The following is a 13,518-nucleotide window of genomic DNA, read 5'->3' on the forward strand; positions in this document are numbered from 1 at the left end:
GTAGGCGTAGGGCGCGGGGCAATGGCACAGCCTTCCGGAATTCACGCGCGCCGCGCCGCGCTTCGCCTGCTCGACGCCGTTTTGCGGCGGGGCGACACCATGGATCTTGCATTTGCAGCCGCAACGAAAGACGTGCGCAAGTTCGAGGACCGGGCGCTGGCCCGGGCAATCGCCAGCGAGGTCCTGCGCTGGCTGGTCAATCTCGATACGCTGATCGACAGCGCCACCAAAACCGCGCTTCCGCCCGATTCGAAGGCGCGCATGGTTCTGCGCATGATGCTGGCGCAATGGCTGCGGCTCGACACGCCGCCCCACGCCATCATCGCAACCTGTCTGCCGCTGCTGGCTGGCGGTCCGCGCAGATTGGCCCATGGCGTTTTCTCGACGCTGACCAAACAGGAGGCTGCCTTGCCTCCCGCGCCAACATTGCCTGAAGACGTGGCCGCACGCTGGGGCGAGAGAGCGCCAGCCATTGCCGCGGGTCTCGCCGTGCCCCCGCCGCTCGATCTGCGGCTGAAGGATCCGGAGCAGACCGAGGTCTGGAAAGCAAAGCTTGCAGCGGACAGCCTGATGCCGGGACACCTGCGTCTTGCCCGCGGCGAAAATGTCGAAAAGCTGCCCGGCTTTTCCGATGGAGCATGGTGGGTACAGGATCTTGCTGCATCGCTGCCGGCACATCTGCTTGGCGCGGGGGAAGGGCGGCAGGTCCTCGATCTGTGTGCAGCGCCCGGGGGCAAGACCCTCCAGCTTGCGGCACAGGGGTGGAAAGTCACCGCGCTCGACATTTCGAAACGCCGCCTCGGCCTCTTGAAAGAAAACTTGGCCCGCACCGGGCTGAAGGCCAGTGTGGTCCGTGCAGACGCGCTGTCATGGGAGCCGAAGCATCAGTTCGATGCCATCCTGCTGGATGCACCCTGCACGGCGACCGGCACGGCACGGCGTCATCCCGATGTGCTGCACCGGATCGGACCGCGCCAGATCGAGGATATGGCTGAACTGCAGTCCGCGCTGATCGCCAAGGCGGCAGCATGGCTAAAGCCGGGGGGCGTCCTTATCTATGCGACATGTTCGCTCGAACGGCCGGAGGGCGAAGAACAGACGCTGCCGGATAGTCTTCGACTCGAGCCAATCGATGCCGCGACACTTCCCGCCGCTCTCACGCCAGCGGAGGACGGTACGGTCAGGACCGATCCTGGCATGCTGCCTGAGGTGGGCGGGCTCGACGGTTTCTTCATTTCGATGAGCCGAAAAGAAGCCTGAATCGCCTGATCCGTCACTATGGCGGATCGGTTTATCGCAGCGGCAGCCCAAACTGCCTCCGACTTTGCCTTATTCTTGCCATTGTTCATTTTCGAGCAAGGCCGGGATCAGCACCCAACCCTCCATTGGGCGCAACCGCACCCGCACTCTTCGGGCGTTAAGCTTGATGAGTAGAGGTATTCTAACCCGTGGGCGGCACCTGCGTCACGGGTTCATGAGCCGTTGCCCGTATCTTCGGGTGGCGGCCCTAGACGGAGGAATTTGAATGACTGCATTGAAGAAAACCGCGGCTCTTCCCCTGCTGCTTTCCGCGTTCACGCTTCCCATGGCAGCGCCATCCATGGCGCAGGACGATTCCGATATCGACGTGTACGGTTCGGCCCTGTCCGATGGCCCCAAAGTGGAAGGCATCATCACGGCTCGAAACGGCGACACCATTCAGGTGACCATGGAAGATGGCCAGAACTCCACGATCATCGTCGATGATGGCACGGAAGTCAGGGCCAAGGGCGGCTTCCTCGGCCTCGGCAGCAAGACGCTTCAGACCAGCCAGTTGATGAACGGCATTCCGGTCGAAGTGGAAACGCTGCAGTTCGACGGCGGACTGGTCGCCAAGCAGATCAAGCTCAAGGGCAGCGACTTTGAAACAGCCGCGATGATCCGCGGCGCCACCCAGCAGCAGTTTGCCGAACACCGCGCCGATATCGATGCCAACTCCGCTGCTGCCGAAGCCTTGCGCGGCCGTATGGCGAATATCGACCAGTATAATGTGAAGGGCGTGACGAACGTCTATTTCGATAGCGGCAAATGGAATATCTCGCCCGAAGGCCGCCAGGAAATCTGTGCCATCGCGGCTGACGCAGAAGCGATGAACAACGCGCTCCTCTTGGTAGTGGGCTATACCGATTCCGATGGCAGCCAGGATTACAATCAGGTTCTCAGCGAACGCCGTGCAAGCCGTGTGGTGAATTTCCTGCAGCAGGAATGCGGCTGGAAGCCTTGGCGCATGCTGACGCCCACCGGCATGGCAGAATCTGATCCGGCAGCCGACAATTCGACTGCATATGGCAAAGCGCAAAACCGCCGTGTTTCGGTCAACATCCTCGTCAGCAAGGCGACCGAGGAAGGTTAAGCACACTCTCTCCTGCCAAAAGGAAAGGGGCGGACCGCAATGTCCGCCCCTTTTTCTATTCGGCGTCTGCCTTGAGATATTTTTGGAAGCTTTTCCTCAGCTTCATCAGCTTGGGCGGAATAACCGCTTGGCAGTATGGGTTTCGCTGGCCTTCGCCTTCCCAATATTCCTGATGGTAATCCTCTGCCGGATACCAGTCGCCGCTCTCGATCGTCGTGACTGCCTCCTGGCCGGGATGCTCTTGGTTCCAGCGAGCGATCGCCGCATCGGCAGCTTCCCGTTGGTCATCCGCCGGAAAGATGGCGCTGCGATACTGGGTGCCTACGTCATTGCCCTGCCGGTTGAGCTGGGTCGGATCGTGGGTCCCCATGAACACGTCGAGGATCTGCTCCAGACTGATGCGATCGCTGTCATAGGTGACGCGCACGCCCTCGGCATGGCCGGTGGTTCCGCTGCATACTTCCTTATAGGTCGGATCGGCTTTGTCCCCGCCGATGTAGCCGCTTTCGACCTCGGTCACGCCGATCACGTCTTTCATCACCGCCTCGGTGCACCAGAAGCACCCGCCGGCCACGATAATCTGTTCCTGAGCCATTCGTATCTCCTTTGGCCAACGATGTAGGAAGACTGCCGACGCTTGTCATCGGTTGCGGGCGGGGGCAGGAGGACAGCATTCGTTTCACATGGGGAGAATTTCTATGCGCCTACTGCTCGCCGGGGCTGCCGCCCTCGCTCTAGCCGCTCCGGCGGTTGCCGATCATCACAGCGAAGGCCCGATGGCCGAACGCCATAGCCGGCATCAGGCCCTCATGGCCGCGCTGGCGCAGGAAAACCGCGCGGACGACCGGGCCCGCGATCAGTATCGTCACCCGTTCGAAACCCTCGACTTCTTCGGTGTCGAACCCGGTATGACCGTGGTCGACTATATGCCTGCCGGCGGCTGGTATTCCCGCGTGCTCGTGCCCTATCTCGGCACGAATGGCCGCTATATCGGCGTGACACCCGATCCGGACGCGGCGGATTCCAGTCGCTTCGGCGAATATTTTGGGAAGCTCCCGGGCCAGTTCTCCGAAAGCTATCCGCAATGGGGCCTGACCGGCGCACCGGTCGAAGTGCATGGCTCGCAGGATCTGGCAGAAGGAATGAATGGCTCTGTCGACCGGGTCCTGATCTTCCGGGAGATGCACAACCTTCTTCGCTCGGGCGCGCTTTATACCGAACTGACCCGCTTGCGCAGCTTGCTGAAGGATGACGGCATGCTGGGCATCGTCCAGCATCGTGCCAATGCTGATGCGCCGGGCGATTATACGCTGGGCGGCAACGGTTACCTGCGGCAGGACGATGTGATCGCGCTGGTCGAGGCGCATGGCTTTGATCTGGTCGGCATGAGCGAGATCAATGCCAACCCGCGCGATCCGGCCAATCACGAAGGCGGTGTCTGGCAGATGCCGCCAAGCTGGGGCGGCAAGAAGGAAGAGCTGAAGGATCTCGGCGAAAGTGACCGGATGACGCTGCTCTTCCGCAAGCGGACGTAAGAGAACAGAACGGCTGACAGCAGCAGTTAATTTCCAACATGAGAAACCCCTGATGTTATCGTATTTCATCAGGGGTTTTTCATGCGTAAAGTATTATTCCTGTCCGCCGCCACGCTCGCGCTTTCCGCATGCGGTAACCGGGCGGACGACGTGCGCGGCGTCGAGCACTCGGAAACGCTGCTATCCGTCAGCGCCAGTGGCCAGGCCGAAAGCAAACCCGACCGCGCGCAGTTCAATGCCGGGATCGAAACCTTCTCGCGCAGCGCCACCGAGGCGAGCGAGGCAAATGCCGAAAAGATTGCCGAGATCGTTGCCGCCTTGCGCGAACTGGGTGTGAGTGAAGATGACATCCAGACGCAGAACGTGTCTGTCCGCCGGGTCGAATGGGGCGATCGGAAGGGACAGTATCAGGCGTCCAACGTCTTCGAGGTCACGATGGACAATCCCGATCGTGCGGGCGCGGCGGTAAGCGCGGTGACCGAGGCGGGGGCCAATGTCCTGTCCGGCCCCAGCCTGACCATGAGCGATCCCGAAACAGTCGCCAATCTCGCCTATGCCGATGCGTACAAGGCCGCGCGGAGCCGGGCGCAGGCCTATGCAGAGGCTGCCGACATGGAGATCAGCCGCGTGCTCTATATCCGCGATGCGGGCGGCCAGCAGGGCCAGCAATGGCTGCGCGGCGCGCAGGCGATGAACGATGCGATGGTCGAAAGCGCGTCTGTCGCTCCTCCGCCGGTTGCGCCGCCGATGGTGCGCACAGCGCCGCGGCCGGAAGAGGGTTCGCCCGGCATGATGGTCGGCACGACGCGCAGCCAGGTCTATATCCAGGTGGACTTCGCCCTGCGGGAGAAATAACGCTCTTCGCCATGAGAGAACTCACCGTATCCGTCCTTCAGCTGCCGCTCGCCCGGGCGGACGAAGCCGACAACATCGCCGCCGTATCCGCCCTTGTAGAAGAGGCGGCGGGCAAGGGCGCGCAGGTGATCCTGCCGCCCGAACTCTTCGCCGGCGAATATTTCTGCCGCGACGAGGAGGAGGAGCTGTTCGCCCGCGCCCGCCCGACGGCGGAGCATCCCAGCGTGATCGCCATGCAGGAACTGGCGAAAAAGCTCGGCGTGGCCATCCCGACCAGCTTCTTCGAGCGCGACGGCCATCATTACTACAACACGCTGGCGATGGTCGGCCCCGATGGCGAGATCATGGGCACCTATCGCAAGAGCCACATCCCCGATGGGCCGGGATATGAGGAAAAATACTATTTCCGCCCCGGCAATGACGGGTTCAAGGTGTGGGACCTGTTCGGTGCGCGCATCGGTGTCGGCATTTGCTGGGACCAGTGGTATCCCGAATGCGCGCGGGTCATGGCGCTCAAGGGGGCGGAGGTGCTGTTCTATCCCACTGCCATCGGGTCGGAACCCTATGACGCCGATCTCGACACCAGCCGCATGTGGCGCCGGGCGATGATCGGCCATGCAGTGTCGAACTGCATGCCAGTCTGCGCCGCCAACCGCATCGGTCACGAAGGGCCTGCCGACCGGCAGCAAAGCTTTTACGGCCACAGTTTCATTTCCGACGAATGGGGCGATCTGATCGAGGAATTCGGCGGCTCGGAAAGCGGGGCGCTGATCGCCACCCTCGACCTCGACCGCGCGGCGAAGCATCGGGCCGGAATGGGGTTCTTCCGCGATCGCCGCCCGCAGCTCTATGGCCGGATCGCCGAGGATATCTGATGGCGCGATCAGCGGCGTGATGGCCGAGCCGCGCCATCGGTATCTCGTCGCGCTGGGATCGAACATGCGCGTTCCCGGCGTGGGCGGGCCGGGGAAGGTCCTGCGCGCTGCCATCGACAGGCTGGCCGAGATGGAGCTCGATATTGCGGCGGTGTCGCGGATCATCGCCAGCCGTCCGGTGGGGCCTTCGATCAGGCGCTATGCCAATGCCGTCATCGAGGTGGAAACCGGTCTGATACCGCCCCGCCTGCTTGACGTTCTGCAATCGGTCGAAGCCGACTTCGGGCGCCGCCGGAGGGGCGCGCGGTGGCGGGCGCGCCCGCTCGATCTCGATATTATCCTGTGGAGCGGCGGGGCTTGGGCATCACCCGATCTCACCATCCCCCACCCGCTGTTCCGCGAGCGCGATTTCGTCGTCGGTCCGGCGGCGCAGATCGCCTCGCAATGGCGCGATCCCATGACGGGACTGACGCTGAGGCAGCTGGCCGCACGCCAGAGCAAGCCCGGCGTAATGCCCCGCTAAATCGGGCAGCCGGGCGCCCGTTGTCCCGGCTTTAAAAGCCCCCATCCCAAAAAGCAGGACAAACCATGCTTGACCAGCTGGAGCCACCTGCTTAGGGAGCCGCGCGTGGTCGGGCCGTTAGCTCAGTCGGTAGAGCAACTGACTTTTAATCAGTAGGTCGCTGGTTCGAACCCAGCACGGCTCACCACGTTTTCTCCTTCACCCGCGGCGCACAGGCGCTAAGGTGGCGGCGATGATTTCCCCCCGCCTTTCCATTTTCGCCCGCCTGCCGGTCCCCGGCAAGGTGAAGACGCGCCTCATTTCCGCGCTGGGCGAGGAAGGCGCGGCGCGGCTCTATGCCAGATTGCTCGCCCTGACGGTGGAGGTCGCACGCGAAAGCGGGCTCGAATTCGAACTGCGCGTCACTGGCGGAGAGATCGGCGCGTTCCAAGGGCTGTTCGGCGATGATGTGCCGGTGGTCGACCAAGGCGATGGCGATCTTGGCGCGCGGATGGCACGGGTGGAAGCGCCCGCTCTCATTATCGGCAGCGATTGCCCCGGCATCACCGCGCCGCTGCTCCGTGCTGCGGCCGGTGCGCTGGAGGATCGGCGGGTCGTGCTCGGCCCGGCCAATGACGGCGGATATTACCTGATCGGCTACCGCGAGCCGGTGCCCTTCCTGTTCGAGGACATGGAATGGAGCACGCCCAAGGTGCTGCCCGAAACGCTCGCCCGGCTGGCGGCGCGCGGCCATGGTCAGGCAATCCTGCCCGAGCTGGCCGATATCGACACCGCCGAAGACCTTGCCCAGTGGCCCGAGTTCGAATGACCGTCACCGTGCTGGTGCCGACGCTGGACGAGGAAAAGGCGCTTCCCGCGCTGGTGGATACGCTGGCAAAGCTCGACCCAGCGCCGCACGAAATCCTGCTGGTCGACGGCGGCAGCAGCGATGCCACCGTATCGATCGCCCGCGCTGCCGGATGGCGCGTGCTTGCTTCGGCCAAGGGCAGGGCGACACAGATCAATCACGGGGTGGGTCATGCCAAAGGCGATCTGGTCTGCATCGTCCATGCCGACACCACCCCGCCATCCGACATGGTTGCCGTGATCGAGAACACCTTGCGCGATCCGGCCATCGCGCTCGCCAGTTTCATGCCCGTCATCGCGGGGCCGCAGAAAATCCGCTGGGGCACCACGGTCCATAACTGGGCGAAGACCTGGTATGCGCCGCTGATCACAAGGCCGCATCTGTTCCTGCGCGGCGTGCGGCTGCTGTTCGGCGATCACGCGATGTTCTTCCGGCGCGCGCAATTCCTTGCCGTGGGCGGCTGCACGCCGGGCGATGCCGTGATGGAAGAGGCCGATCTGTGCGTGAAGCTGGCGGCGCTGGGCCGGGTAAAAATGGTCCGCCGCCGCGTCTATACGTCCGACCGCAGGATCGCCGCCTGGGGCCCGCTCAAGGCGAATTGGATCTATTTCAAGGTCGGCATGCTCTGGGCCTTCGGCCTGCGCGATCGCATGGCGCGGGAATATCCCGACGTGCGCTAGGCAGCAGGCAGAAAGCCGACGTCGATACAGTGGTCGATCAACCGGGTGATATAGGCAGGCCCGGTGGGCGGGCAGCCCCGGCCGGACAGCTTGCGAAATTCGGCATCCGAAAAATGCGGGTCGCGCTGGAAATAGCTGGCGTAAAGGCCCGCCACGCGTTTGTAGAGGCGCCGCTCCAGCGCCTGTAGCGAAGCCGGATCGAAATCTTCCGGTTTGACCAGTCGCGGTGCGTGAAACTGGGGGTAGGCCCCGATCGCCCTGGCAAAGGCCGTCACCGGCAAGGGCTGTCCGGAGACGAGATGATAGGTGCCGCCTGCCGCATCTTCCATCCGGTTCGCAATGGTGACGATCCCTTCGGCGACATGGTCGAGGGGTACGAAGTCCAGCGTGCCGTCTTCGCGCGCGGGCATCTGGCGCACCCGCCCTTCGGCGATCAGCTTGAACGCTGCATAGGTGGTGTCGAACTGGCGGATAGCGCCGGTTTCGTAATCGCCCACCACGATGGATGGGCGCACGATGGCCCAGCGCACCGTGCTGGCCCGCACCAACCGTTCGCCTGCGGCCTTGCTGGCTTCATAGCCATTGGCAAAGCCGGTTTCGGGCAAGGGATCGTGGACGTCGATGGTGCCATTGCGCACGCCGCAGACATAGGCGGTCGATATGTGCAGGAAATCCATGCCGCCCGCCTCGGCCAGCGCCAGCGCATGCGCCACCCCGTCCACATTGACCGCGCGGTAAGCCTCTTCCGCAAGATCGAACCGGACAGTCGCCGCGCAATGGATCAGCAGGTCGTGCGCGGCTGCCACTTCGGCAAACCGATCCGCGTCCCAACCGAAGCGGGGGGCCGACACGTCACCGGCAAGCGTGTCGATCTCCACCGCCTGCCCGTCATTCCCGCAGACGGTGGGATTGCGATGGACGAGGCCGGTGACCGCATGCCCGGCGCCGAGCAGACGCTTGCACACCTCGCCGCCCAGAAGGCCGGCGGCGCCCGTGACGAGAATCCTCAACAGCAGGCAGCCGGCTGATACTCGGCTCCGCTGCCGCTATCGAAAGGCATGGCGACCCCGCAATCGGGAAAGACGCCGTAATGGACCGAGAAATCGCCGAAGAAATCGAAATGCTGCGCAAAGCGCGTATCGGCCAGCATCTTCCAGCTATTGCCGCAGATCGGGAACATGCGTCCGGCCTCGATCAGGTGATGGCCGTCCAGTTCGAAGACACGCTCGCTCCCGGCAAGCGTGCCCTTGTACCGCACCGCCTGCCCGTAATCCTCGCACTGGGTTTCGAGACCGGGCAGCTTGAACAGGCGATAGGTGGCCGAATGGAAACCGATGCCGGCCAGCTTGGCGGCGATCTGCGGATCGTCGATGCCCAGCGGGCGGCTCGTCACCAGTCGCGGATCGGCAAAGCCCGCCGCTTTCGCCAGCGCGATGAAATCGCCCCAGTACAGCGCCCCCGAAAGGCATTCGCCGTGCAGGACCGGGTCGCTTTGCAATTCGGCAGGCACGCGGCGATCCGAATAGACATCGGAGAAATAGAGTTCGCCGCCATCCTTCAGCAAGCGGTGCGCCGCTTCGAACACGGCCCCCTTGTCCGCCACCAGATTGATCACGCAATTGGATACGATCACGTCGAAATGGTTTTCCGGCAGATCGAGCTCCAGCAGCTTTTCGATATCGCCTTCGATGAAACGCGTGTTCGGCCTGGCATAGCCGAAGCGTTCGCGGTGCCAGTCTTCATGGGTGCGGGCGACAGCCAGCTGTTCGGGCGTGGCATCGACCCCGGTGACGGAACCGTTTTCGCCCACCATCTGCGCCAGGATATAGGCATCCTGTCCGCTGCCCGATCCAAGATCGAGGATATGGCAGCCCTCGATCGCCTGCGGGGCAACGAGGCCGCACCCGTAATAGCGGCTGCGCACGTCTTCATGCACATTGCGCATCGCATCCAGCACGGCTGGCGGCGGCGCTTCTGCCGTACAGCAGGCATCGGTTTTCAGATCGGCGGAAGAGGCAAGTACCTTGCCGTAATAATCCTGCGAATTGGCCAGGTTCATGGGGCTGTGGGCCTTTCGAAAAGCTGCATTCGGGAAAGTCCCTTCGCCTGTCAGGCATATTCGCCTAGGGAGCAAGCGATGAAATTCACTCACGACGTGATCGTTATCGGCGGCGGTGCTGCCGGTCTGACTGCTGCGGGCGGCTGCGCGCTGTTCGGGCTCGACGTTGCGCTGATCGAAGCGCGCAAGATGGGCGGCGAATGCCTCAACGATGGCTGCGTGCCGTCGAAGGCGCTGATTGCTGCCGCCGCGCGCGCGGGCGAGGCGCGGGTGCCCACGCGCCACGGCGTCACTCTGGCGGAACCGGCGGTGGAATGGGGCGGGGTGCACAAGCACATCCACGATGCCATCGCCGCAATCGCGCATCACGACAGCGAAGAGCGGTTCGAGGAGATGGGCTGCGAGGTGTTTCGCGACTGGGCGCAGGTCACCGGGCCGCAATCGGTCGAGGTGGGCTGGCGCACGCTGACCGCGCCGCGCATCGTGATCGCCACCGGATCGAAGCCTGCCATTCCCCCGATCGCGGGGCTGGACGATGTGCCCTATCTGACCAACGAGACATTGTTCGATCTGGAGGAACTGCCCGATCATCTCGTCATCGTGGGCGGCGGGGCGATCGGCATGGAAATGGCGCAGGCCTTCCGGCGGCTGGGCAGCGCGGTCACTGTAGTGGAGCCGGGCGAGTTGATGGGGCGTGACGATCCCGACAGCGTGGCCGTGGTTCGCGCCGCGATGGAGCGTGAGGGCGTGCGCTTCGTAAAGGGCCTTGCGCAGCAGGTCGAACCGGATGGCACGGGCTTTCGCCTCACGGCCGGGGACCAGACGATCGCGGGCTCGCATCTGCTGATCGCCACGGGGCGCCGGGCGAATTGCACCGGCTTCGGGCTGGAGGAAGCGGGCGTCGCGATGAACGACAACGGCATCGTGGTGGACGATCGCCGCCGGACATCGGTGAAGGGCATCTACGCCATCGGTGATTGCCGCGACGGGCCGCGGCTGACGCATGTCTCGGGCTATGAAGGCTCGAACGTCGCGCTGGAGATTACTCTGGGGCTGCCCGCCAAGGTCGACTGGTCGGCCCTGCCGTGGTGCACTTATACCGATCCGGAAGTGGCGCAGATCGGCCTCACCGAAAAGGACGCGCGCAGCAGGCACGGCAAGAAGGTCAGCGTGGTGACGCAGAGCTTCCACGATAATGAGCGGGCGCTTGCCGAAGGGAATGACGCAGGCCAGCTCAAGCTGGTCCTCAAGGGCAAGAAGGTGCTGGGCGCCAGCATAGTCGGCAAGAATGCGGGCGAGCTGCTGCTGCCCTTCGCCCAATCGATTACGGGCAAAAGCAGCACGTTCGCACTCGGTTCGGCAATGATCGCCTATCCCACCCGGAGCGAGATCTCGAAAGCGGCGGCTTTCAGCGCGTGGGAGCCGACGGTGTTCGGAACGGTCCCGAAGAAATGGGCACGGTTCGTCGCCCGCATGCGGAGGCGCCTTGCATGAGCGATGCCCGGACCAGATCGCGCAATGCGCCCGCCGGACCTTCGCCCTTCGCCGTGGAGGCCGCCAGCCTGCCGCGCGAAAAGTTCAGCGATCCGCAGGTCACCGCCAAGGGAGAACCGCGGGCCAGCGTGCCGCTGAAACACCTCGACACGCTGTGGCTGAACACCGGGACGCTGTGCAACCTTGCCTGCGCCAGCTGCTACATCGAAAGCAGCCCGACCAACGATGCGCTGGTCTATCTGTCGGCCGCCGATGCGGTGCGGTTCCTGGGCGAGGCAGCCGCCAAGGGCACGCGCGAGATCGGCTTTACCGGCGGCGAACCCTTCCTGAACCCCGGGATGCTCGAAATGCTCGGCGAGACGCTCGACCGCGGGTTCGAAGCGCTCGTGCTGACCAATGCGATGAAGCCGATGCGCCGCCACGAGGCCGCGCTGCTGGCCCTGCGCGAGAAACACGGCGACCGGCTGACCCTGCGCGTCAGCCTCGATCACTACAGCAAGGCGGTCCACGAGGCCGAACGCGGGCCGCGCAGCTGGGATGCGGCGATGGACGGCCTGCGCTGGCTGTCGCAGAACGGCTTCTCGATCGCCGTCGCCGGCCGCCTCCTCCCGGGCGAGGACGACCCCACCGCCCGCCACCACTACGCCGCCCTCTTCCAGCAGGAGGGCATCGCCATCGATATGGATGATGTTAGCCAACTTGTCCTCTTCCCAGAGATGGATGCCGACAAGGACATTGCCGAAATCACCACCGCTTGCTGGGACATTCTTGGCAAGTCGCCGACCGATGTCATGTGCAGCTCCAGCCGGATGGTCGTGCATCGGAAGGGGGAAAGCGCACCGCGCGTGGTCGCCTGCACCCTCATCCCTTACGATCCCGGCTTCGATCTGGGCGAGACCCTTGCCGAAGCCGATCGCGATGTCCCCTTGAACCATCCCCACTGCGCCCGCTTCTGCGTGCTCGGCGGAGCAAGCTGCTCAACCTGATATCTGGCAGTTTCGGGAAGGGTTTCGCATCCCGCGCGTTGCGGGACCATGTTCTTCGAAGAAACCTGGCTCGATATCGTTGCCCGCGCAGCGATCCTCTCAATAATCGGCGTCGCCTGGGTGACCGCCCTGATCCGAATGATCGGCCTGCGGACCCTTTCCAAAATGACGAACTTCGATTTCGTCGTAACGATCGCATCCGGCTCTCTGCTTGCTGGTGCAGTGCAAGCAAGCGAATGGACGGCTTTTGCTCAGGCCCTGCTGGCAACGGGCGGTTTGTTCGGCGTACAATATCTGATCGCCCGGATCAGACGCCATTCGCAAGCGTTCGAGGACGCGATCCAAAACGGCCCCATAATCCTCATGTATGACGGCAAGGTCATCGACAAAGCCCTGAACGTCTCACGCGTCGCCGAGAGTGATCTGTTTGCCAAGCTTCGCGAAGCAAACGTGCTTGAATTAAAACAAGTAAGGGCGGTGGTACTAGAAACCACTGGAGACATCTCGGTCCTTCATGGAGATACGCTGGAAGACCGCATCATCGAGGGAATCGAAAGACCCTAATTAGCTTTTTCGTGTGTCCAGCCATTTGGCAAAAGCTACTCCGCCGGTGATCAGGAACGGAACCAGCACAAAGCTTAGTAGAACCTTGGCGATTATCTGGCCGACCAGAAGGTTTCCGATGGGAAATTGCCCATAGAAGGCCAGCGTGATGAAGATCACCGAATCGATTGCCTGGCTGAGCGCGGAAGCGATCGCTCCTCGCATCATCAGAGAGACGGTGCTCGTGTTCTCATCGGTTCCGCGCAATCTGGCGAAAATCCAGACGTTCAACAGCAGGGAAACGAGATAGGCGGCCGGCCCCGCCGCCCATACCCGCCAGATGGTGGCATGTACGCGCTCGAAAGCGGCAAGATCCTCCGCTCGACCACCAGCCATTTCGGGTGACGCCGGGAGGTGCAGTACGAGCTGCATAAGAAGGGCTGCGATCAGGAGGGGCAGAAACCCCCACCAAACAATTCGATTTGCGAGTTTTTCACCGTAAAGCTGGGCGATCGTGCTCGATATCACCACCAGCAACAAGAAGGCGAATATGCCGGATTCGACTGCGAGATCGGTGGGGTAAAGCTGGACCTGCTTGAACGCGAGCACACCGGCAAGCACCGTCATCCCGCCATAGACTAGAGTATAGACGAAGAGTCCTAGCGGTGTCGCTGCGGCATTTATGCGAATCTCGCCATGCTGTTCGGTCATGATGAAGGTCGGTATGCT

Annotated in this window: 15 protein-coding genes and 1 tRNA gene; 12 read left to right on the forward strand and 4 right to left on the reverse strand. The window is 63.2% G+C overall.

Annotated features, from left to right (window positions below):
- Positions 1 to 21 precede the first annotated feature (21 nt).
- Positions 22 to 1,260, forward strand: coding sequence for an RsmB/NOP family class I SAM-dependent RNA methyltransferase (locus ACYQ0G_RS10535; RefSeq protein WP_460102339.1), 1,239 nt, complete (start codon positions 22 to 24; stop codon positions 1,258 to 1,260).
- A 265-nt stretch (positions 1,261 to 1,525) separates the two neighbouring features.
- The gene (locus tag ACYQ0G_RS10540; RefSeq protein ID WP_460102340.1) at positions 1,526 to 2,392 is read left to right on the forward strand and encodes an OmpA family protein; all 867 of its coding nucleotides are present in this window, start codon (positions 1,526 to 1,528) and stop codon (positions 2,390 to 2,392) included.
- Positions 2,393 to 2,447: 55 nt separating this feature from the next.
- On the opposite strand, the gene msrA is transcribed toward ACYQ0G_RS10540, so the two are convergent.
- Positions 2,448 to 2,987, reverse strand: a complete 540-nt coding sequence (msrA, locus tag ACYQ0G_RS10545) for a peptide-methionine (S)-S-oxide reductase MsrA (RefSeq protein ID WP_460102342.1) — start codon at positions 2,985 to 2,987, stop codon at positions 2,448 to 2,450.
- A gap of 103 nt (positions 2,988 to 3,090) precedes the next feature.
- Here msrA and ACYQ0G_RS10550 point away from each other — a divergent pair, with 103 nt between their 5' ends.
- From ACYQ0G_RS10550 to ACYQ0G_RS10580, 7 genes are all read left to right on the forward strand, one after another.
- Entirely contained in the window at positions 3,091 to 3,927 is an 837-nt protein-coding gene (locus ACYQ0G_RS10550; protein ID WP_460102344.1) for a class I SAM-dependent methyltransferase, read from the forward strand.
- Between the two features lie 81 nt (positions 3,928 to 4,008).
- Positions 4,009 to 4,782, forward strand: coding sequence for an SIMPL domain-containing protein (locus ACYQ0G_RS10555; RefSeq protein ID WP_460102346.1), 774 nt, complete (start codon positions 4,009 to 4,011; stop codon positions 4,780 to 4,782).
- An 11-nt stretch (positions 4,783 to 4,793) separates the two neighbouring features.
- Entirely contained in the window at positions 4,794 to 5,657 is an 864-nt protein-coding gene (gene aguB, locus ACYQ0G_RS10560; protein WP_460102347.1) for an N-carbamoylputrescine amidase, read from the forward strand.
- Positions 5,658 to 5,676: 19 nt separating this feature from the next.
- The gene (gene folK, locus ACYQ0G_RS10565) at positions 5,677 to 6,180 is read left to right on the forward strand and encodes a 2-amino-4-hydroxy-6-hydroxymethyldihydropteridine diphosphokinase (RefSeq protein ID WP_460102349.1); all 504 of its coding nucleotides are present in this window, start codon (positions 5,677 to 5,679) and stop codon (positions 6,178 to 6,180) included.
- Positions 6,181 to 6,291: 111 nt separating this feature from the next.
- A tRNA-Lys gene (locus ACYQ0G_RS10570) sits at positions 6,292 to 6,367 on the forward strand.
- Positions 6,368 to 6,412: 45 nt separating this feature from the next.
- Positions 6,413 to 6,988, forward strand: coding sequence for a TIGR04282 family arsenosugar biosynthesis glycosyltransferase (locus ACYQ0G_RS10575; RefSeq protein WP_460102350.1), 576 nt, complete (start codon positions 6,413 to 6,415; stop codon positions 6,986 to 6,988).
- The gene (locus ACYQ0G_RS10580) at positions 6,985 to 7,707 is read left to right on the forward strand and encodes a glycosyltransferase (RefSeq protein WP_460102351.1); all 723 of its coding nucleotides are present in this window, start codon (positions 6,985 to 6,987) and stop codon (positions 7,705 to 7,707) included. The genes ACYQ0G_RS10575 and ACYQ0G_RS10580 overlap by 4 nt, the downstream gene beginning before the upstream one ends.
- Here ACYQ0G_RS10580 and ACYQ0G_RS10585 read toward each other — a convergent pair.
- Both ACYQ0G_RS10585 and ACYQ0G_RS10590 read right to left on the reverse strand, forming a co-directional pair.
- On the reverse strand, positions 7,704 to 8,717 hold the full coding sequence (locus ACYQ0G_RS10585) for an SDR family oxidoreductase (RefSeq protein ID WP_460102353.1): 1,014 nt from the start codon (positions 8,715 to 8,717) through the stop codon (positions 7,704 to 7,706). The two genes, ACYQ0G_RS10580 and ACYQ0G_RS10585, sit on opposite strands and share 4 nt — an antisense overlap.
- Positions 8,714 to 9,766 carry a methyltransferase domain-containing protein gene (locus ACYQ0G_RS10590; RefSeq protein ID WP_460102355.1) on the reverse strand — a complete coding sequence of 351 codons (1,053 nt, stop codon included), beginning with the start codon at positions 9,764 to 9,766 and terminating at the stop codon, positions 8,714 to 8,716. The genes ACYQ0G_RS10585 and ACYQ0G_RS10590 overlap by 4 nt, the downstream gene beginning before the upstream one ends.
- A gap of 78 nt (positions 9,767 to 9,844) precedes the next feature.
- On the opposite strand from ACYQ0G_RS10590, the gene ACYQ0G_RS10595 reads away from it, so the two are divergent.
- Genes ACYQ0G_RS10595 through ACYQ0G_RS10605 form a run of 3 tightly spaced genes read left to right on the forward strand, consistent with a single transcriptional unit; the run spans position 9,845 to position 12,810 of the window.
- The gene (locus ACYQ0G_RS10595; RefSeq protein WP_460102358.1) at positions 9,845 to 11,260 is read left to right on the forward strand and encodes a dihydrolipoyl dehydrogenase family protein; all 1,416 of its coding nucleotides are present in this window, start codon (positions 9,845 to 9,847) and stop codon (positions 11,258 to 11,260) included.
- Complete coding sequence (locus tag ACYQ0G_RS10600) at positions 11,257 to 12,246, forward strand: radical SAM protein (RefSeq protein ID WP_460102360.1); 990 nt, start codon at positions 11,257 to 11,259, stop codon at positions 12,244 to 12,246. Before ACYQ0G_RS10595 ends, ACYQ0G_RS10600 begins: the two co-directional genes overlap by 4 nt.
- 48 nt (positions 12,247 to 12,294) lie before the next feature.
- Complete coding sequence (locus tag ACYQ0G_RS10605) at positions 12,295 to 12,810, forward strand: DUF421 domain-containing protein (protein WP_460102362.1); 516 nt, start codon at positions 12,295 to 12,297, stop codon at positions 12,808 to 12,810.
- Here ACYQ0G_RS10605 and ACYQ0G_RS10610 read toward each other — a convergent pair whose 3' ends face one another.
- Positions 12,811 to 13,500 carry a queuosine precursor transporter gene (locus ACYQ0G_RS10610; RefSeq protein ID WP_460102365.1) on the reverse strand — a complete coding sequence of 230 codons (690 nt, stop codon included), beginning with the start codon at positions 13,498 to 13,500 and terminating at the stop codon, positions 12,811 to 12,813.
- Positions 13,501 to 13,518 lie beyond the last annotated feature (18 nt).

The organism is Qipengyuania triglochinis (genome assembly GCF_054655615.1).

Bases quoted from the DNA above. Each gene is read 5' to 3' on its own strand.
- ACYQ0G_RS10535 (WP_460102339.1), top strand. From the start codon at position 22: ATGGCACAGCCTTCCGGAATTCACGCGCGCCGCGCCGCGCTTCGCCTG.
- ACYQ0G_RS10540 (WP_460102340.1), top strand. From the start codon at position 1,526: ATGACTGCATTGAAGAAAACCGCGGCTCTTCCCCTGCTGCTTTCCGCG.
- msrA (WP_460102342.1), bottom strand. From the start codon at position 2,987: ATGGCTCAGGAACAGATTATCGTGGCCGGCGGGTGCTTCTGGTGCACC.
- ACYQ0G_RS10550 (WP_460102344.1), top strand. From the start codon at position 3,091: ATGCGCCTACTGCTCGCCGGGGCTGCCGCCCTCGCTCTAGCCGCTCCG.
- ACYQ0G_RS10555 (WP_460102346.1), top strand. From the start codon at position 4,009: ATGCGTAAAGTATTATTCCTGTCCGCCGCCACGCTCGCGCTTTCCGCA.
- aguB (WP_460102347.1), top strand. From the start codon at position 4,794: ATGAGAGAACTCACCGTATCCGTCCTTCAGCTGCCGCTCGCCCGGGCG.
- folK (WP_460102349.1), top strand. From the start codon at position 5,677: ATGGCCGAGCCGCGCCATCGGTATCTCGTCGCGCTGGGATCGAACATG.
- ACYQ0G_RS10575 (WP_460102350.1), top strand. From the start codon at position 6,413: ATGATTTCCCCCCGCCTTTCCATTTTCGCCCGCCTGCCGGTCCCCGGC.
- ACYQ0G_RS10580 (WP_460102351.1), top strand. From the start codon at position 6,985: ATGACCGTCACCGTGCTGGTGCCGACGCTGGACGAGGAAAAGGCGCTT.
- ACYQ0G_RS10590 (WP_460102355.1), bottom strand. From the start codon at position 9,766: ATGAACCTGGCCAATTCGCAGGATTATTACGGCAAGGTACTTGCCTCT.
- ACYQ0G_RS10595 (WP_460102358.1), top strand. From the start codon at position 9,845: ATGAAATTCACTCACGACGTGATCGTTATCGGCGGCGGTGCTGCCGGT.
- ACYQ0G_RS10600 (WP_460102360.1), top strand. From the start codon at position 11,257: ATGAGCGATGCCCGGACCAGATCGCGCAATGCGCCCGCCGGACCTTCG.
- ACYQ0G_RS10605 (WP_460102362.1), top strand. From the start codon at position 12,295: ATGTTCTTCGAAGAAACCTGGCTCGATATCGTTGCCCGCGCAGCGATC.
- ACYQ0G_RS10610 (WP_460102365.1), bottom strand. From the start codon at position 13,500: ATGACCGAACAGCATGGCGAGATTCGCATAAATGCCGCAGCGACACCG.